At 71.7% G+C, this 16,193-nt stretch carries 19 protein-coding genes; 6 read left to right on the forward strand and 13 right to left on the reverse strand.

Annotated elements, in window-relative coordinates:
* Nucleotides 1–79: 79 nt before the first annotated feature.
* From AB0L00_RS16430 to abc-f, 3 genes are all read right to left on the reverse strand, one after another.
* The gene (locus AB0L00_RS16430; RefSeq protein ID WP_364434159.1) at nucleotides 80–865 is read right to left on the reverse strand and encodes an enoyl-CoA hydratase/isomerase family protein; all 786 of its coding nucleotides are present in this window, start codon (nucleotides 863–865) and stop codon (nucleotides 80–82) included.
* 121 nt (nucleotides 866–986) lie between these two features.
* The gene (locus AB0L00_RS16435; RefSeq protein ID WP_141961196.1) at nucleotides 987–1,199 is read right to left on the reverse strand and encodes a helix-turn-helix domain-containing protein; all 213 of its coding nucleotides are present in this window, start codon (nucleotides 1,197–1,199) and stop codon (nucleotides 987–989) included.
* Nucleotides 1,200–1,325: 126 nt separating this feature from the next.
* Complete coding sequence (gene abc-f / locus AB0L00_RS16440; RefSeq protein WP_364434161.1) at nucleotides 1,326–2,924, reverse strand: ribosomal protection-like ABC-F family protein; 1,599 nt, start codon at nucleotides 2,922–2,924, stop codon at nucleotides 1,326–1,328.
* A gap of 283 nt (nucleotides 2,925–3,207) precedes the next feature.
* Between abc-f and AB0L00_RS16445 the strand changes: the two genes are divergently transcribed.
* The 4 genes from AB0L00_RS16445 to AB0L00_RS16460 all read left to right on the forward strand — a co-directional run bounded on the left by AB0L00_RS16445 (nucleotide 3,208) and on the right by AB0L00_RS16460 (nucleotide 6,642).
* Nucleotides 3,208–3,447 (forward strand): hypothetical protein, encoded by a 240-nt coding sequence (locus tag AB0L00_RS16445; RefSeq protein WP_364434164.1) that lies wholly within the window; start codon nucleotides 3,208–3,210, stop codon nucleotides 3,445–3,447.
* Nucleotides 3,448–3,806: 359 nt separating this feature from the next.
* Nucleotides 3,807–4,862, forward strand: coding sequence for a DUF2330 domain-containing protein (locus AB0L00_RS16450; protein WP_364434167.1), 1,056 nt, complete (start codon nucleotides 3,807–3,809; stop codon nucleotides 4,860–4,862).
* A gap of 65 nt (nucleotides 4,863–4,927) precedes the next feature.
* Nucleotides 4,928–5,323: an ABC transporter permease gene (locus AB0L00_RS16455; protein ID WP_345347110.1), complete on the forward strand. Its 396-nt coding sequence runs from the start codon at nucleotides 4,928–4,930 to the stop codon at nucleotides 5,321–5,323.
* 182 nt (nucleotides 5,324–5,505) lie between these two features.
* On the forward strand, nucleotides 5,506–6,642 hold the full coding sequence (locus AB0L00_RS16460) for an EAL domain-containing protein (protein WP_364434170.1): 1,137 nt from the start codon (nucleotides 5,506–5,508) through the stop codon (nucleotides 6,640–6,642).
* On the opposite strand, the gene AB0L00_RS16465 is transcribed toward AB0L00_RS16460, so the two are convergent.
* Together AB0L00_RS16465 and AB0L00_RS16470 are read right to left on the reverse strand one after the other, a co-directional pair.
* Entirely contained in the window at nucleotides 6,636–7,868 is a 1,233-nt protein-coding gene (locus tag AB0L00_RS16465; protein ID WP_364434173.1) for an alpha/beta hydrolase, read from the reverse strand. The genes AB0L00_RS16460 and AB0L00_RS16465 overlap by 7 nt on opposite strands.
* A gap of 94 nt (nucleotides 7,869–7,962) precedes the next feature.
* Nucleotides 7,963–9,306, reverse strand: coding sequence for a PLP-dependent aminotransferase family protein (locus AB0L00_RS16470; RefSeq protein ID WP_364434176.1), 1,344 nt, complete (start codon nucleotides 9,304–9,306; stop codon nucleotides 7,963–7,965).
* Between the two features lie 94 nt (nucleotides 9,307–9,400).
* Here AB0L00_RS16470 and AB0L00_RS16475 point away from each other — a divergent pair, with 94 nt between their 5' ends.
* Entirely contained in the window at nucleotides 9,401–10,228 is an 828-nt protein-coding gene (locus AB0L00_RS16475; RefSeq protein WP_364434178.1) for an alpha/beta fold hydrolase, read from the forward strand.
* Here AB0L00_RS16475 and AB0L00_RS16480 read toward each other — a convergent pair.
* On the reverse strand, nucleotides 10,223–10,708 hold the full coding sequence (locus AB0L00_RS16480) for an SRPBCC family protein (protein WP_364434180.1): 486 nt from the start codon (nucleotides 10,706–10,708) through the stop codon (nucleotides 10,223–10,225). The genes AB0L00_RS16475 and AB0L00_RS16480 overlap by 6 nt on opposite strands.
* A gap of 22 nt (nucleotides 10,709–10,730) precedes the next feature.
* Nucleotides 10,731–11,315 carry an HD domain-containing protein gene (locus AB0L00_RS16485; RefSeq protein ID WP_364434183.1) on the reverse strand — a complete coding sequence of 195 codons (585 nt, stop codon included), beginning with the start codon at nucleotides 11,313–11,315 and terminating at the stop codon, nucleotides 10,731–10,733.
* 96 nt (nucleotides 11,316–11,411) lie between these two features.
* Between AB0L00_RS16485 and AB0L00_RS16490 the strand changes: the two genes are divergently transcribed.
* On the forward strand, nucleotides 11,412–11,924 hold the full coding sequence (locus AB0L00_RS16490; RefSeq protein ID WP_364434186.1) for a hypothetical protein: 513 nt from the start codon (nucleotides 11,412–11,414) through the stop codon (nucleotides 11,922–11,924).
* 6 nt (nucleotides 11,925–11,930) lie between these two features.
* On the opposite strand, the gene AB0L00_RS16495 is transcribed toward AB0L00_RS16490, so the two are convergent.
* Genes AB0L00_RS16495 through sufD form a run of 6 tightly spaced genes read right to left on the reverse strand, consistent with a single transcriptional unit; the run spans nucleotide 11,931 to nucleotide 16,193 of the window.
* Nucleotides 11,931–12,251, reverse strand: a complete 321-nt coding sequence (locus AB0L00_RS16495; protein ID WP_345347137.1) for a metal-sulfur cluster assembly factor — start codon at nucleotides 12,249–12,251, stop codon at nucleotides 11,931–11,933.
* Nucleotides 12,248–12,694 carry a Fe-S cluster assembly sulfur transfer protein SufU gene (gene sufU / locus AB0L00_RS16500; RefSeq protein ID WP_364434190.1) on the reverse strand — a complete coding sequence of 149 codons (447 nt, stop codon included), beginning with the start codon at nucleotides 12,692–12,694 and terminating at the stop codon, nucleotides 12,248–12,250. The genes AB0L00_RS16495 and sufU overlap by 4 nt, the downstream gene beginning before the upstream one ends.
* Before the next feature lie 38 nt (nucleotides 12,695–12,732).
* The gene (locus AB0L00_RS16505) at nucleotides 12,733–14,013 is read right to left on the reverse strand and encodes a cysteine desulfurase (RefSeq protein ID WP_364434193.1); all 1,281 of its coding nucleotides are present in this window, start codon (nucleotides 14,011–14,013) and stop codon (nucleotides 12,733–12,735) included.
* Entirely contained in the window at nucleotides 14,010–14,759 is a 750-nt protein-coding gene (sufC, locus tag AB0L00_RS16510; RefSeq protein ID WP_364434196.1) for a Fe-S cluster assembly ATPase SufC, read from the reverse strand. The genes AB0L00_RS16505 and sufC overlap by 4 nt, the downstream gene beginning before the upstream one ends.
* Before the next feature lie 4 nt (nucleotides 14,760–14,763).
* Complete coding sequence (locus AB0L00_RS16515; protein WP_364407930.1) at nucleotides 14,764–15,078, reverse strand: non-heme iron oxygenase ferredoxin subunit; 315 nt, start codon at nucleotides 15,076–15,078, stop codon at nucleotides 14,764–14,766.
* Nucleotides 15,075–16,193, reverse strand: a complete 1,119-nt coding sequence (gene sufD / locus AB0L00_RS16520; protein ID WP_364434199.1) for a Fe-S cluster assembly protein SufD — start codon at nucleotides 16,191–16,193, stop codon at nucleotides 15,075–15,077. The genes AB0L00_RS16515 and sufD overlap by 4 nt, the downstream gene beginning before the upstream one ends.

The following is a 16,193-nucleotide window of genomic DNA, read 5'->3' on the forward strand; positions in this document are numbered from 1 at the left end:
ACGCGAGCGCGCTCCGGAGCGGCCCGTGGACCCGCCGGCGGCCGCGGACCGGGGTCATCGACGCGCCGGCGGCCGAGGGTCAGGAGGCCGGCGACGCGCCGGCCGGGTCGCCGAGCAGGGGCACCTGCTCGCGGCGCTCGGCCGCCGCCTGCTCCTCGAGGGTGTTGTGCGGCGCCTGCCGGATGAGGCGCTTCGTCGCGGCCGCGGTGGCCGGCGGGACCTGGAGGATCGCCGCGACGAGGTCGGCGACCGTGGAGTCGAGTTCGGCGGCGGGCACGACCAGCTCGGCCAAGCCGAGGCGGGCGGCCTCCTCGGCGAAGACGGTGCGCGTCGTCAGGCAGATCTCCAGGGCGCGCGGCACGCCGACGATGTCGACGAGCGGCTTGGTCCCGGTGAGGTCCGGGACGATGCCGAGCGCGGGCTCCTTCATGGCGAACTTCACGTCGTCGGCGACCACGCGCAGGTCGCAGGAGAGCGCGAGCTGGAAGCCGCCGCCGATGGCGTGCCCCTGCACGGCCGCGATCGAGACGATGTCGGGGCGGCGGAGCCAGAGGTAGCCCGCCTGCAGTCCCGCGATGAACTCCTCGTCACGGGGGCCGGAGGTGTCCTCGCCGGGCACGCCCTCGGAGCTGAAGAGCCGCAGGTCGATGCCCGCGGAGAAGGAGGGACCGTCGCCGCGTACGACGACGACGCGGACGGTCTCGGGCAGCGTCTCGCCGATGCGGGCGAGCGTGTGCCAGGTGCTGAAGGTCAGGGCGTTGCGCCGCTCCGGCCGGGCAAGACTGATCGTCGCCACGGCGCCGTCGACGTCGAGGCGCAGGCCTGCTCGCTGAAGCTCGGCAGGGTCGAGCGGTAGGTCCGCCATGACGCTCCTTCCACGCGTGCGTCGTGGCGGACGGGCCCGCCACCGTGCCCGACCCTAGCGGGTCGGGCACGGTGGCCTCTCATGCGGTCCGGCGCCGAGAGCTGGGGGGAGTAGCTGTCCGTCAGGACTTCTTACCGCGGGTTGCCCCACCGCGTCCGCGCAGGTTCACGCCGGACTCGGTGAGGATGCGGTGGATGAAGCCGTACGACCGTCCGGTTGCGGCAGCCAGGGCACGGATGCTCTCGCCGGAGTCGTAGCGCTTCTTCAACTGCTCCGCCAACTTATCTCGCTCGGCACCGGTCACGCGGGTGCCCTTCTTTAGGGTCTCGGCCACGAGTACCTCCCGTAGTGATGCGGTGACCGCTGCGTTATCCCCAGCCATGATCAGACATTCGCGCGCGATCGGCTACCCACTACGCCAGAAAAGATCTGCTTCGTTGTGTCAAGGTTGCGCTGCAGGTCAGGCAAGTGCCACGAGATCGGAAAATTCGTCACTCCAGATGTCCTCAACACCATCCGGAAGCAAGATCACTCTTTCCGGTTGCAGCGCCTCCACCGCACCCTCATCGTGGGTCACCAGAACGATCGCTCCGGCGTACGTCCGCAGGGCGCCCAGGATCTCCTCGCGGCTCGCCGGATCGAGGTTGTTCGTCGGCTCGTCGAGCAGCAGCACATTCGCGCTGGAGACCACGAGAGTGGCGAGTGCGAGGCGGGTCTTCTCGCCTCCGGACAGCACGCCGGCGGGCTTGTCGACGTCGTCGCCGGTGAACAGGAACGAGCCCAGGATCTTGCGCACCTCCGTCTCCGGGAGGTCGGGGGCGGCCGAGCGCATGTTCTCCAGCACGGTGCGGTCCACGTCGAGCGTGTCGTGCTCCTGCGCGTAGTACCCCAGGCGCAGGCCGTGTCCATCGACACGCTCGCCCGTATCGGGCTTTTCGACGCCTGCGAGGAGGCGCAGCAGCGTCGTCTTGCCCGCTCCGTTGAGGCCCAGGATGACGACCCGACTGCCCCTATCAACCGCTAGGTCGACATCCGCGAAGACTTCCAACGAACCGTACGATTTGGACAAAGCTCGTGCCATGAGCGGCGTTTTGCCACACGGAGCCGGCGCGGGGAACCGAATCCGGGCCACCTTGTCGGCCTGACGCTCGTCCTCGACCCCGGCCAGAAGGCGCTGCGCACGGCGTTCCATCTGCTGCGCGGCCTTCGCCTTGGTCGCCTTCGCGCGCATCTTGTCGGCCTGTGTCTGCAGGGTGTTCGCCTGGCGCTCGGCGTTGGCGCGCTCGCGCTTGCGGCGCCGCTCGTCGGTCTCCCGCTGCGTGAGGTAGGTCTTCCAGCCGACGTTGTAGAGGTCGATGACGTTGCGGTTCGCGTCGAGGTGGAAGACCTTGTTCACGACCGCGTCGAGCAGGCCGACATCGTGGCTGATCATGATCAGCCCGCCCTGGTGCGACTTGAGGAAGTCGCGCAGCCAGGAGATCGAGTCGGCGTCCAGGTGGTTGGTCGGCTCGTCGAGCAGCAGGGTGTCGGCTCCGGAGAACAGGATGCGGGCCAGCTCCACGCGGCGGCGCTGGCCGCCGGACAGCGTGCGCAGCGGCTGGCCGAGCACCCGGTCCGGCAGGGCGAGGCTGGAGGCGATGGAGGCCGCCTCGGCGTCGGCGGCGTACCCGCCGAGCACGTGCAGCCGGTCCTCGAGGCGGCCGTACTTGCGGACCGCCTTGTCGCGTTCGGCGCCCTCGGCGGTCGCCATCTTCAGCTCGGCCTCGCGCATCTGGCTCATGACCTCGTCCAGGCCGCGCGCGGACAGGATGCGGTCGCGGGCGAGGACCTCGAGGTCGCCGGTGCGCGGATCCTGCGGGAGGTAGCCGACGGTGCCGGACCGCGTCACCTCGCCGGCGGCGGGCAGGCCCTCGCCGGCCAGCACCTTGGTCAGCGTGGTCTTGCCGGCGCCGTTGCGGCCGACCAGACCGACGCGGTCGCCGGGGTTGACGCGGAACGAGGCTCCCTCGAGCAGCAGACGGGAGCCGGCGCGGAGTTCGATGTCACGGGCGGTGATCACAGTGAGAACGCTCCTGGGGGGCGGGCTGGGAGAGGCGAGACGACGAAAAGGGCGCCGCCCGGAGGCCCCGATGGCCCGGCCGCGCCCTTGGAGCGCCTGATCAGCTCGCAAGCATGCCTCCCAGTGTAGGGGAAGCCGCCCCTGGATCTTGACATCGTCGCCGCGCCGGCCGAGCTGGGTGATCTTGCACACGTGTGACGGCCGGGATCAGGGGAAGCGTGTACGGCGAACGGGCCCGCCGACCTGGGCGGGCGCGGGACCGACGACGAGAGGGAGGCGCGTGATGGCCGAGGAACGCTCCAGGGAGGAGCTGGAGGAGGAGCTCCGGGTGGTCGAGGACGACATCGCGTCCCTGCGGCCGACGCTGAAGGAACTGCGCCGGCAGATCGGGCAGCAGGAGTACGGTCCCACCGACCCTGCGGAGCAGTCCGTACAGCTGCAGAACGTGGAGGAGCAGGAGGCGATCCTCGGGCGGATGGAGGACAGACGCGTCGACCTGCTCCGGCGGCTGGGCAAGGAGTGACACCTCGGCCGGGGCCCGGGCCCGGCCCGATCCAGGTACCCGAACGGGGAGTCTCCCCGTGGTCGCGTGTCCGCCCGGGGACAAGAGTGGATGTCGGCCGTTCCGCCCCGCTTCCCCGTCGAGGATGAGGTCTCACCGATGCGTCGTATCAGTATCAAGGTCAAACGCCCGCGTCCTACCCCGGTCGTCGAACTCGACCTGCGCACTCCTTCCGGCCGCCGGCTCCCCTACTGACCTTCTCGAGAGCCCCCACGAGGACGCCCCCGGACGGGCGCGCGCGGCACGCCGCGTCGGCGGGCGAGTCCTGATCGTGACCGTCGGCGTGCAACCGTGCCGACGTCGTCCGCGTCCGACCAGGCATGCGTACGCTCTTCCGCATCCTGGTCCCCCTCGTCGTGGCCGTCGCGGCGCTCGGGGTCGTCCGGCCGTCCTGGGCCTGCGGCTGCGGGGCGCTCATCACGAGGACGGACTCGGGAGTGAACGTCGCCGACGAGACGTCCATCGTCCGCTACGACGGCTCGTCCGAGGAGATCGTCATGCGGCTCTCGGTGCGGTCCAGCGCCCGTGACGCCGCCTGGCTGATGCCGACCCCGTCCCGTGCCGCGGTATCGCTCGGCGAACGCGGCTGGTTCGACCAGCTCGACCGCCTCACCGAGCCGAAGGTGATCCGGCACAGGCACTGGCTCCCGGATCTCGGCGGTGGGGACCGCGAGGTCGGCGCTTCGGCGCCCAGGGCGGGCGGCCGGGTCGGCGTGCTCGCCCAGCAGCGGCTCGGGCCCTTCGAGGTGACGACGCTGTCGGCGGGCGACTCCCACGCCCTGGCGGCGTGGCTCACGTCGCACGGCTACCACCTGAAGGGCCGCCTCAGCCAGGCGCTGGCACCGTACGTGGCACGGCACTGGACGTACACGGCGGTCAGGCTGGCCCCCGAGAGCGGTTCGCTCACCGGCGAGCTGGACCCGCTGCGCATCAGGTTCGCCGCCACCACCCCGGTCTACCCGATCCGGCTGTCCCGGCTGGCGAGCACGCCCCAGGCCGTGCACCTGTACGTCCTCGCGCCGCACCGGGTCGCCGTCCGCGGGCTGGGTCTGTTCACCACGTACGCGGGCCGGGTGCGCCCCGCGCAGGTCTCCTCCCCCGGCTTGCGCGCCCTGCTGGGCGGCGGGGCGTTCATGACCGAGTTCGTGCGGCAGGGGATCCCGCCGGCCGACTTCACCGACGACCTGGGCTTCGGGTACACGGCCGACACGTCCTACCGGCAGGTCGAATACGAGGAGGGCGGGCTCGTGACCTTCCTGGGCCTGCCCGCCTTCCTGTGGTTCCTCTCGGTGCCCGTCGTGCTGGTCGTGGTCCTGGTGGCGATCCTCGTGGTCCGCCGGTCCCGGACGAGGCGGTCCATCCGCACCACGCCCTGACCGGCTGATCGACATCTCTGTCACCCCTCGGTTTGGGAACGGCCGTCCGGTGGGAGGATCTCGGCATGTGGATCGCTCCCGAACGCCGGCGCGTGGGCCGGTGGATCGCACCGGCGCTCGCCGTGGCGGCCGGCCTGGCGATCGGGGTGACCGAGACCGCCCGGGGTCACGCGACGACCGGGCTGGTGGGCCTCGCCGTGCTCCTCGGTTACGGCGCGCTGCTGGCCTACCGCCGAAGTGAGTCGGTCCTCACCGTGCATGAGGCGTTCGGACTCGGCCGGCGCTCCGGGATCCACCTGCGGGCCGCCGCCATGACCGGTGACGTGCTGGTCGGCGTGATCGTCGCGGCCCTGCTGGTCCAGGCGTTGCGCGGCGCCGAGATCGGCCTGCTCGCCGGCCTGGCCGCCGTCGCCGGGGTGACCTACTTCCTGTCCGTCCTGATGCTGAACCGCACCTACTGAGCGTCCGCACCGGACGGACGGCGGGCGTCGCGTCGGCGCCGGACCGGACGCCGCGGGTTACGGAAGTCCCTTCGGTCGCGCATGGCCCACCCGATATCACAAGGGCGGCAACTGGTGAAATTCCCGATGAATAGTGAGGTCAGCGGGCTACCGGCACCACGAAACCGTCGCAGAATCGTTCCGTGACAGCTTTCGCCGCCGCCCCCGGCGGCTCGCAGCCCGCGTTCGCGGGGCGTCCGGACGCCTCGTCGCCGGAGCATGTCACCTTCCATCCCATCGTCGATCTCGAGGCCGGAACGGTCGTGGCCGTGGCACCCGCGGTGCCCGGCGCGCGGATCCCCGACCCGGACGGCGAGGTCGACCGCGCGGTCCAGGCGGCCCGCGCCCTCTCGCGCGCGGAGACGCTGCTTCCCCTGCAACTGCTCCTGCGAATGAGCACTCTCGCCTACGACCGGCCGATGGAGCGGCTCCACCGGACGCTCGCCGACCTGGGCCGCCGTCCCGGCGGCGTCATCGTCTCGCTGACGGGCGACCCCGGCATGCCGCTCGACGAGGCCGCCGCGCGGCTCGGCGGGCTCCGCTCGGCCGGATACCTCCTCGCCCTGGAGGCGGGCGACCTGCCGACCCGGTTCGTCGCCGACATGGCCCCGACGGTGCTCATCCTCGACCTCGCGGTCACCCGGCGGGCCGCGGCGGACCCCCGGCGCGCCGCGATCGCCGAGGCGTTCGTCGCGCTGGGCCGCCGGATCGGCGGGCACGTGCTCGCTCCGGGCGTCGCCTCCGACGACCAGCTGACGCATCTGCGGGGACGCGGCGTACGGCTGGCGCAGGGACCGCTGCTGGCGCCCCGGGACTGGCGGCCCGGCATGCCGGTGACCGTCCCGGTCGGCTCGCGCGATCTCGAGCGTGACCGGCTCGGCCCGCGCGTGACGGAGTTCATGATGCCGGCGACGGTGATGCCCGACACGGCCACCGCCGAGGAGGTGCTGTCGGTGTTCAACGCCGACCCGGGCACCAGCAGCGTCGTCCTCGTCGACCGGACCGAGCGCCCTCGCCACACGGTCGACCGCACCCGCTTCCTGCTCCGGCTGGCCGGCGCGTACGGCCATGCCCTGCACGCGCACAAGCCGGCCGCGCGGCTGGCCGATCCACCCCGTTCGGTGCCCCGGACGGTGCCCGCGATCGCGGCCCTCCGCGCCGCGGGCGACGACGCCGAACGCGTCTACGACGACCTCGTGGTGATCGACGAGATCGGGCGCTGCCTCGGCGTCGCACGGGTCGGCGACCTGATCCGCAGCCTGTCCGCGCTGGATCACTGAGATCCGGCCGCCGGACCGCGGCCCGCGGCGGGGTGCTCGGCCCGGCGCACCCAGGTGAGGAAGCGCTCGACGCCCTCGATGACGCGCGCGGTGCGGTAGGACGGGAAGATGTCGAAGGCGTGCTGGGCGCCCTTCATCTCGGCGTACAGCACCGGGGCCGCCGACACGTTCCGCAGCCGCGCCGCGAAGGAGCGCGCCTGCTCGACCGGCACCAGCGTGTCCAGGCTCCCGTGCACCACCAGGAACGGCGGGGCGTCCGCGTTGACCCAGTGCGCCGGTGACGCCTTGCCGTACGCCTCGGAACCGTCCGCCCGGCGCACGCCCATCACGTGGCGCTCGATGGCGGAGGCGAAGACCTTCGAGCCGCCGTCCAGGAGGGCCCCGAGGTCGTAGACCCCGTAGAACGGCACGGCCGCCCGCACGGTCGTGTCGACATCCGCGAATCCGGGCTGGTACTCCGGGACGTTCGGCGTGAGCGCGAGGAGGGCGGCGAGGTGGCCGCCCGCCGAGCCGCCGGTGACGCACAGGAACTCGGGGTCGGCGCCGTACTCCTCGGCGTGCTCGCGGTACCACCGGATCGCGCGTTTGAGGTCGATCAGGTGGTCGGGGAACTTCACCCGCGGGCTGAGCCGGTAGTCCACGTTGACGCCCACCCAGCCGTTGGCGGCCAGGTGGCCCAGCAGCGGGATCCCCTGCTCGCGCTTGCTGCCGATCATCCACGCCCCGCCGTGGACCTGCATGATCCCGGGCCGCCGCTCGCCGGGCTCCGCCGGCCGGTACACGTCGAGCCGCGTCCGGGGGCCGTCCCCGTACGCGATGTCGCGGGTGCGCGTCACCCCGGGGCGCCGCGTCATGAGGAACGGGAGGACGACGTGCGACCGGGGGAAGGACGGTGCCCGCTCCCCCGGGTCGAGGTCGAGTTCCGCGCTCCACCGCTGAACGGTCACGGTGGTCCGGCGGGCCCGCGCCATCACCACGGCGAGGCCGGCCCAGCCCAGAGCGGTGGCGAGGAGCCCGGCCAGGCCCGCCGCGCCGGTGAGACCGCCGAAGCAGGCGATCAGCGTCGTGACGGCCGCCTCGGCGACCAGCACCCAGGGGGCCAGCTCGATCGTCAGCCAGGCGGTGAAGAACCCCGGGATCAGCAGCAGGAGCCCCTTCCGGGGCCAGAGCGCGTTGACCGTCGTCAGCAGCGCGAGGACGCCCGAGGCGAGGAGAACGTACGGCATGGGGTCCCTCCGAGGCGTGGACCGGCTCTCACGATCCATCACGGACGGCGAGCCGACAACGTGATCGCCGCCACACGCCCCGGAGGCCCCGGCCTTACTCGATCTCGACGTCGTCGGGAGCGCCCCTGGCCAGCGCCGCCAGGGTCTCGAGCGCCGCGGCGAGAGTGCCGATCGGCGGTGCCGACAGGGCGAGACGTACGGCATTGGGCGCCTGAGCCACGACGACGGTGAAGGCCGCGCCGGGGGTGACCGCGATGCCGCGACGGGCGGCGGCCGCGACGAACGTGTCGGCCCGCCATGGGTCGGGCAGCCGCCACCAGCAGTGGAAGGCCTGCGGATCGGCGTCGACGGCGAACTCGGCGAGGTGCTCGCGTACGAGCCGCTGGCGGGCCACCGCGTCGCGGCGTTTCATCTCCCCGAGGGCTGCGACCGTGCCGTCGGTGAGCCATCGCGTCGCGGCCTCGACGGCGAAGCGCGGAGCGGTCCAGCCGCCTGAGCGCAGCGCCGAGGCGATCCGGCCGCCGATCGCCTCCGGTGTCACCGCGAAGCCGACGGTCAGGCCCGGGGCCACACGCTTCGACAGGCTGTCGACGACGATGACGCGTTCCGGCGCGAACGCGGCCAGCGGCGCGGGGTCGTCGCGGAGGAACGAGTAGATGCCGTCCTCGACCGCGTAGATCCCGAGGTCCCGGAGAGCGTCCGCGATCTCGGAGCGCCGCGACTCGGGCATGGTGCCGCCGAGCGGGTTGTGCAGCGTCGGCTGGAGGTAGACGGCCCGCAGCGGCCCGGCCGACCGGATGGCCTCCGGCAGCACGCCGCGCTCGTCCATCGCGAGCGGGATCAGCGTGATGCCGAGGCGGGCGGCGATGCCCTTGACCAGCGGGTAGGTCAGCTCTTCGACGCCGACGCGGTCACCGGCCGGGACCAGGGCCGCGAGCGCGGCGGCGATCGCCTGCCGTCCATTGCCCGCGAGCAGCAGGCGTCCCGGGTCGGGGGTCCAGCCCGGACGGGACAGCATCGCGGCCGCCGCCTCACGCATGGCGGGCGTGCCCGCCGCCCCCAGGGGGGCCAGCGCACCCGCCAGCACGTCGGGGCGCAGCATTCCGCCCAGGCTCTCCGCGAGGAGCGCCGGCTGCTCGGGCGGCACGGAGAAGTTCAGTTCCAGATCCACCCGCGCGCGGGTCGGCTCGGCGAGGGCCGGCTCGCTCGACGGCGCCGCGGCGCGGACGAACGTGCCGCGCCCCACCTCGCCGACCGCGAGGCCACGGCGGATCAGCTCCCCGTACACCCGCGCCGCGGTGGAGCCGGCGATGCCGTGCCTGCGGGCGAACTGCCGCTGCGGCGGCAGCCGGTCGCCGGGCCGCAGCCGGCCGGAGGCGATCTGCTTCGCCACCGCGTCGGCGATCCGCCGGTAGTCGTCCATCACGTCCTCACCCACGACTTTGCTCCGAGAGCAATTTTTCTATTGCACCGAGATATTGCCCTCCATAGCATCGAGCCGTCAAGTCCGGCGCGTAAAGGAGAGCTTCGACGTGGGCACGTTCACCAATGGTCCGGTCGCCATCGCATACGACGACCACCGCTCCGACGACACCGCACCGCCCCTGGTGCTCGTGCACGGCCACCCCTTCGACCGCTCGATGTGGGCACCTCAGGTGGAGCACGTCGGCCGAACCGGGCGGCAGGTGATCGTCTCGGACCTGCGCGGCTACGGACGGAGCACGGTCGTCCCGGGCAAGACGCCGCTCCAGGTCTTCGCCCAGGACATCGCCGACCTTCTCGACCATCTCGGCGTGGCTGAGATCGTTCTCGGCGGGCTGTCCATGGGCGGCCAGATCGTCATGGAGTTCCACCGTCTGTTCCCCGACCGGCTGCGCGGCCTGGTCCTCGCCGACACGACTCCTCAGGCGGAGACCGAGGAGAGCAGGCGGGCCCGTGAGGCGATGGCCGACCGGCTGCTCCGGGAGGGCATGGACGGCTACGCGGAGGAGGTCCTGCCCAAGATGGTGGCGCCGGCCAACATCCGGCGGTATCCCGCGGTTGCCGAGCACGTTCTCGGGATGATGCGGGGGACGTCTCCGGACGGGGCCGCCGCCGCGCAGCTCGGCCGCGCGGAGCGCCCCGACTACGTCGCGTCGCTGGCCCGCGTCCGCGTGCCCACGCTCATCGTCGTCGGCAGCGAAGACGAGTACACGCCGATCGCCGACGCGCGGCTCATGCACGAGGTCGTCCCCGGTTCCACGCTGGTGGTGATCGAGGGCGCCGCGCACCTGCCCAACCTGGAACGGCCCGCCGTGTTCAACGAGGCGCTGAGCAGGTTCCTCGACTCGATCGCGGCGTTCCAGGTCCGCCGGTCATGAGGCTTCCAGAGCCGTCTTGATGCGGGTGAGAGTCGTGCGCATACCCCGCCGGTTGACCTCGGCGCGTCCGTCGGCGGGGACGCCGGTGAAGACCCGGCCGAGCAGGGACGCGAACGCCGCTCCACGGCCCGCCTGCCGCAGGTCCTCCCAGTGCTCCGTGAGGCGGATCGAGCCGTCATCGGTCGACTCGACCCGGTAGCCCCACACGGCCACCGGGATGCCGAAGGTCGTCACCCGGAAGGCGAACGCCCTGCCCGGGACGGCCTCGGTGACCCGGCAGGTGGTGAACCACACGCGGGCGCCGATCCGGTTGAATCCGACGAAGCTCAGTCCGGGGACCACCCGGCGGCCGCGCACCCACACCGCGAAGACCTCCGGGCTCCACTCCCCCATCCGGCGCGGGTCGGCCACCGCCTCGTACACGCGTTCCGGCGCCGCGTCGATGACGACGCTCTCCTCGACCGTCCACTGGCGTTCCATCGGACGATCATCTCGCAGGCGGTCAGCGCAGGTGGGCGAATCGCTGCTGCCAGGCCGCGAACCAGCCGGCGAACCAGGGTTCGTTCGCGGCGAGCGGCACGATGTAGGTGACCGTCTCGGCGTGGTAGCGGCGCTGGAAGTCCGGCGGCATCCGGTCGAGCGTCTGGACGTTGCTGACCCGGTCGGCGAGCTTGACGAGGATCGCCTCGCGGGGCGCGTCGCGCAGCCGCCGCAGGTAGGCGACCTTCGCGGCGCGCTTGGCGGCCTTGCCCTCCACCGGCGGCTTGGTCACCCAGTCCACCAGTTCCCCGACCTCCGGGCCGAACGCGGCCTCGACGTCGGCCAGTGTCGCGTCCGTGTCCTCCACCGTGTCGTGCAGCAGAGCGGTCACGAGCACGTCCGTGTCGGTGACGCCGGCGCCGCGGACCAGCACCTCCAGCGCCTCGAACAGGTGCTCGGCGTACGGCGCGCCGGTGGGCCGCCGCTGCTCGCCGTGCCAGCGCAGCGCGGCCTCGGCGGCCCGGTCCAGCGTCTCGACGTCGATGGGCTGCGACGTCAGGGCGGCGCGGGCCTGCTCCCAGGTCCGCCAGTTCGTGAAGGTCTCCACGCTGCCTTCTCCTCCCGGTGACCGGGCACCGTCACGAGGTCGTCTCGATCGACCGTGAACGTGCGCCGGACCGTACGGTCGCGGCATGATTGCCCAGTGAGAAATCCGCCCGACGATCACGCCGTCGCGGTGTGGATATGGCCCCGGGCGCTCCCGCTGGCCGCGGTCTTCGGGCCGGCGTGGGACGGCGCGGAGGTCCGCGCCCGTTTCCTCACCCTCACCGGCCAGTGGCAGGCCCGCCATCCGGCTCCGTCGGCCGAGGGCGCGAGGGACAGGCCGCGGCCCGGTCAGTGGATGTGGCATCCGCCCGCCCACCGCATCTACGACTGCCACACGTACGAGGCCGGCGACGACTGGCTCGAGGTGGCGATCCGGATGGAGTCGATCGACTTCTACCCGAACCACTGCCGGATCGGGGCGAGCCTGACCATCGCGTGCCACTGTGAGATCCCGCACCCCGATCACCACACGATCGTGGAGACCACGTGGCGCACCGGCGGGCCCGCCGGTGCGCTCGACGCGCTGACCGCGGTCCTGCGCTACACGGACCAGTGGATCGCCAACTCCCAGCAGCCGGCGGGCTGGCGCCGGCATGCCGGGCTCGAGTGAGAGGGCTCAGACGTTGAAGCCGAGGGCGCGCAACTGCTCGCGGCCGTCCTCGGTGATCTTGTCCGGGCCCCACGGCGGCAGCCACACCCAGTTGATCGTGACCTTCTCGGCCAGGCCCTCGAGGGCGCTCGCCGTCTGGTCCTCGATCACGTCGGTGAGCGGGCAGGCCGCGCTCGTGAGCGTCATGTCGAGCGTGACGACGTTGCCGTCGTCGATGTTGACGCCGTAAACCAGGCCCAGGTCGACCACGTTGATCCCGAGCTCGGGGTCGACGACGTCCCTCATCGCCTCGAGGACGTCGTCCTCGGCGGCCTTCGTGTCGCTCATGCGTCGTTGCCTTCCATGGCTTTCGCGGTCGCGTCCTTCCACGCCATCCAGGCGAGCAGGGCGCACTTGATACGGGCGGGGTACTTCGACACTCCGGTGAAGGCGACGGCGTCCTCAAGGATGTCCTCGTCGGGCTCGAGCTGCCCGCGCGACTGCATCAGCTTGAGGAACTCGTCGCCGGTCACCATCGCGTCCTTCACCGGCCTGCCGATGATGAGGTCGGTCATCACCGAGGCGCTGGCCTGGCTGATCGAACAGCCCATCGCGTCGTACGACACGTCGGCGACCGCGTCGCCGTCGAGGCGGACGCGCAGGGTCACCTCGTCACCGCAGGTCGGGTTCACATGGTGCACCTCGGCGTCGTACGGCTCCCGGAGACCCTTGTGGTGCGGGTTCCGGTAGTGGTCCAGGATGATCTCCTGGTACATCGACTCGAGCTGCATCTGCGTCCCTTCTCAGGCGGCCGATGGGGGGTGCAACGTCAGGCGCTGCCGAAGAATTTCTGCGTCTCCCGCAGTCCCTCGACCAGCGCGTCCACGTCGGCCGGGGTGTTGTAGAAGTACAGCGACGCGCGGGTGCTCGCGGTCACCCCGAAGCGCCGGTGCAGCGGGCGCGCGCAGTGGTGACCGGCGCGCACGGCGATGCCGTGGGCGTCCAGCACCTGGCTGACGTCGTGCGGGTGGATCTCGCGGCCGTCCGGCCCCTCAAGGGTGAAGGAGATCGCGGTGCCGCGGTCCTCGGCCTCGGTGGGCCCGAGGATCCGCACGCCCTCCACCGCGGTGAGCGACTTGAGGGCGTAGGCCAGCAGTTCGTTCTGCTGCGCCGCGATGTCGTCGATGCCCACGGACTCGAGATAGTCGATCGCGGCGCCGAGCCCGGCGGCCTCGGCGATCGGCATCGTGCCGGCCTCGAACTTGTGCGGCGGCGGCGCGAACGTCGAGCCCTCCATCGCCACGGTCTCGATCATCTCGCCACCGCCGAGGAACGGCGGCAGCGTCTCGAGCAGCTCGGCGCGGCCCCACAGCACCCCGATGCCGGTCGGGCCGCACAGCTTGTGCGCGGTGAACCCGTAGAAGTCGACGCCGAGCTCCTGGACGTTCACCCGCATGTGCGGCACGGCCTGAGCGCCGTCGGCGAGCACGAGCGCGCCGACCGCGTGCGCCTTGTCCGCGATGAGGCGGACCGGGTTGATCGTGCCGAGGACGTTCGACTGGTGCGCGACCGCGACGATCTTCGTGCGCTCGTTGATGAGCTCGTCGATGTCGCTCAGGTCGAGGCGGCCGTCGTCGGTCACCCGGAACCAGCGGAGCGTCGCGCCGGTGCGCTGGGCGAGGAGCTGCCACGGCACGATGTTGGAGTGGTGCTCCATCTCGGTGATGACGATCTCGTCACCCGGGCCGACGCGGAACCGCTCGGCCTCCGGGCCGGCGGTGGCCGCGTTGCCCATGGCGTAGGCGACGAGGTTGATGCCCTCGGAGATGTTCTTGGTGAACACCACCTCGGTCTCGCTGCCCGCGCCGATGAAGTTCGCGACCTTGATCCGGGCGCCTTCGTACGCCTCGGTCGCCTCCTCGCCGAGCTGGTGCGTCGCCCGGTGGATGTTCGCGTTGTGCCGGGCGTAGTAGTCCTCGATCGCGTCGATCACCTGGCGGGGTTTCTGCGAGGTGTTCGCGCTGTCGAGGTAGACCAGGGCCTGCCCGTCGCGGACGGTTCTGGTCAGGATCGGGAAGTCCGCCCGGATCCGCTCGACGTCGATACTCACGCGGACGCGCCCGCCTTCGTGAACTTCTCGTAGCCCTCGGTCTCCAGCAGTTCTGCCAGCTCCGGGCCGCCCTGCTCGACGACGCGGCCGGCCGCGAAGACGTGCACGAAGTCCGGCTTCACGTAGCGGAGGATCCGGGTGTAGTGCGTGATCAGCAGCACGCCCGTCTCGTCGGAGCGGAACCGGTTCACGCCCTCGGAGACGACCTTCAGCGCGTCGATGTCGAGGCCGGAGTCGGTCTCGTCGAGGACGGCGACCTTCGGCTTGAGCATCTCGAGCTGGAGGATCTCGTGACGCTTCTTCTCACCGCCGGAGAAGCCCTCGTTCAGGTTGCGCTGGGCGAAGGCGGGGTCGATCTGCAGCTCGGCCATTGCCGAGCGCATCTCCTTGGAGAACTCCCGCAGCTTCGGCGCCTCGCCGCGCACCGCGGTGACGGCGGTGCGCAGGAAGTTCGACACCGACACGCCCGGCACCTCGACGGGGTACTGCATCGCGAGGAACAGCCCGGCGCGGGCGCGCTCGTCGACGGACATGTCCAGGACGCTCTCGTCGTCCAGGAGGACCTCGCCGCCGGTGACGGTGTACTTCGGGTGACCGGCGATGGCGTAGGCGAGGGTGGACTTGCCGGAGCCGTTCGGCCCCATGATGGCGTGGGTCTCGCCCGCCTTCACGGTCAGGTCGACGCCCCGGAGGATCTCCTTGTCCTCGACGGAGACGTGCAGGTCGCGGATCTCAAGCGTGGCCATGGTTTCAGGACTCCTTGAGCGACACGTACACGTCGTCGCCCTCGATCTTCACTGGGTACGTGGGAACCGGCTGCGTGGCCGGCGGGTTGGTGGGCTTGCCGGTGCGCAGGTCGAAGCACGAGCCGTGCAGCCAGCACTCGATCGTGTGGTCGTAGACCTCGCCCTCGCTGAGCGCGACCTCGGCGTGCGAGCAGACGTCGCGCACCGCGTAGACGTCGTCGCCGGCGCGGACGACCGCCACCGGGGTGCCGTCGATCTCGACCGCGAGCGCCCCCTCGGCGGGCAGCTCGGACAACGCGCACGCGCGCGTGAAGCTCATCGGGCGATCTCCTCGTCGATCGCGGCCATCACGCGTTCCTTGAGCCCGGGAACGTCGATCTTGTCGACGAGCTGGCCGAGGAAGCCGCGCACGACCATCCGCCGGGCGGTGTCGTACGGGATGCCCCGCGCCTGGAGGTAGAACAGGTGCTGGTCGTCGAGGCGGCCGGACGCCGAGGCGTGGCCCGCGCCGGCGACCTCGCCGGTGAGGATCTCGAGGTTCGGGACCGAGTCGACCCGCGTGCCGTCGGTGAGCACCAGGTTGCGGTTCAGCTCGTAGGTGTCGGTGCCCTCGGCCTCGGCCCGGATGATCACGTCGCCGATCCAGACGGCGTGCGCGTCCTCGTCCTGCAGCGCGCCCCGGTAGTCGACGCGGCTGCGGCAGTTCGGCTGGGTGTGGTCGACGAGCAGGCGGTGCTCGAGGTGCTGGCCGCCGTCCGCGAAGTACACGCCGTACAGCTCGGCGTCGCCGCCCGGCGCGTCGTACTCGATCGACGGGGCGATGCGCACCACGTCGCCGCCCAGGCTGACGGTGAAGCTCTTGAACCGCGCGTCCCGGCCCAGCTTGGCGTGCTGGTGTGACAGGTGCACGGCGTCCGACGCCCAGTTCTGCAGGCTGAACACGGTGAGCGAGGCGCCGTCGCCGACGACGAACTCGACGTTGTCGGCGTAGGCGGCCGAGCCGGTGTGCTCCAGCACGACCGTCGCCTGGGCGAACGGTTCCAGGATGACGGTCGTGTGGCCGTAGGCGGCGCCGCCGCCCTCGCCGCGCAGCGTGAGGACGGTCGGCTCGGTGGCCACGACCTCCTTGCGCACCGTGACGACGGTCGCGTGGGCGAACGAGGCGTACGCCTGCGCGCTGACGCGGTCCGCCGGGACGTACGCCTTGCCGACCCGCTCGTCGTCGCGGCCCACCGTCTCGACGGTGACCTCGGGCGCCGCGGACACGTCCACGATCACCTTGCCGTCGGCCGCCGCGCCCTTGTGCAGGTCGCGCAGCCGGCGCAGCGGGGTGAAGCGCCACTCCTCCTCGCGCCCGGTCGGGACGGCGAAGTCGGCCACGTCGTACGAGGAGTGCTCGTGGAGGGTGGACAGTGGTTTGGTCTCCAGACCCAT

It is taken from the genome of Actinoallomurus sp. NPDC052308, from assembly GCF_040679195.1.
GTDB classification, from domain to species: Bacteria; Actinomycetota; Actinomycetes; order Streptosporangiales; family Streptosporangiaceae; genus Actinoallomurus; species Actinoallomurus liliacearum.

Coding starts and splice junctions, on each gene's coding strand:
- AB0L00_RS16480 (WP_364434180.1), bottom strand. CDS start 10,708: ATGGAACGCCAGTGGACGGTCGAGGAGAGCGTCGTCATCGACGCGGCG.
- AB0L00_RS16430 (WP_364434159.1), bottom strand. CDS start 865: ATGGCGGACCTACCGCTCGACCCTGCCGAGCTTCAGCGAGCAGGCCTG.
- AB0L00_RS16515 (WP_364407930.1), bottom strand. CDS start 15,078: ATGAGCTTCACGCGCGCGTGCGCGTTGTCCGAGCTGCCCGCCGAGGGG.
- AB0L00_RS16455 (WP_345347110.1), top strand. CDS start 4,928: ATGTGGATCGCTCCCGAACGCCGGCGCGTGGGCCGGTGGATCGCACCG.
- AB0L00_RS16450 (WP_364434167.1), top strand. CDS start 3,807: ATGCGTACGCTCTTCCGCATCCTGGTCCCCCTCGTCGTGGCCGTCGCG.
- AB0L00_RS16465 (WP_364434173.1), bottom strand. CDS start 7,868: ATGCCGTACGTTCTCCTCGCCTCGGGCGTCCTCGCGCTGCTGACGACG.
- sufC (WP_364434196.1), bottom strand. CDS start 14,759: ATGGCCACGCTTGAGATCCGCGACCTGCACGTCTCCGTCGAGGACAAG.
- sufU (WP_364434190.1), bottom strand. CDS start 12,694: ATGCAGCTCGAGTCGATGTACCAGGAGATCATCCTGGACCACTACCGG.
- AB0L00_RS16445 (WP_364434164.1), top strand. CDS start 3,208: ATGGCCGAGGAACGCTCCAGGGAGGAGCTGGAGGAGGAGCTCCGGGTG.
- AB0L00_RS16495 (WP_345347137.1), bottom strand. CDS start 12,251: ATGAGCGACACGAAGGCCGCCGAGGACGACGTCCTCGAGGCGATGAGG.
- sufD (WP_364434199.1), bottom strand. CDS start 16,193: ATGGGTCTGGAGACCAAACCACTGTCCACCCTCCACGAGCACTCCTCG.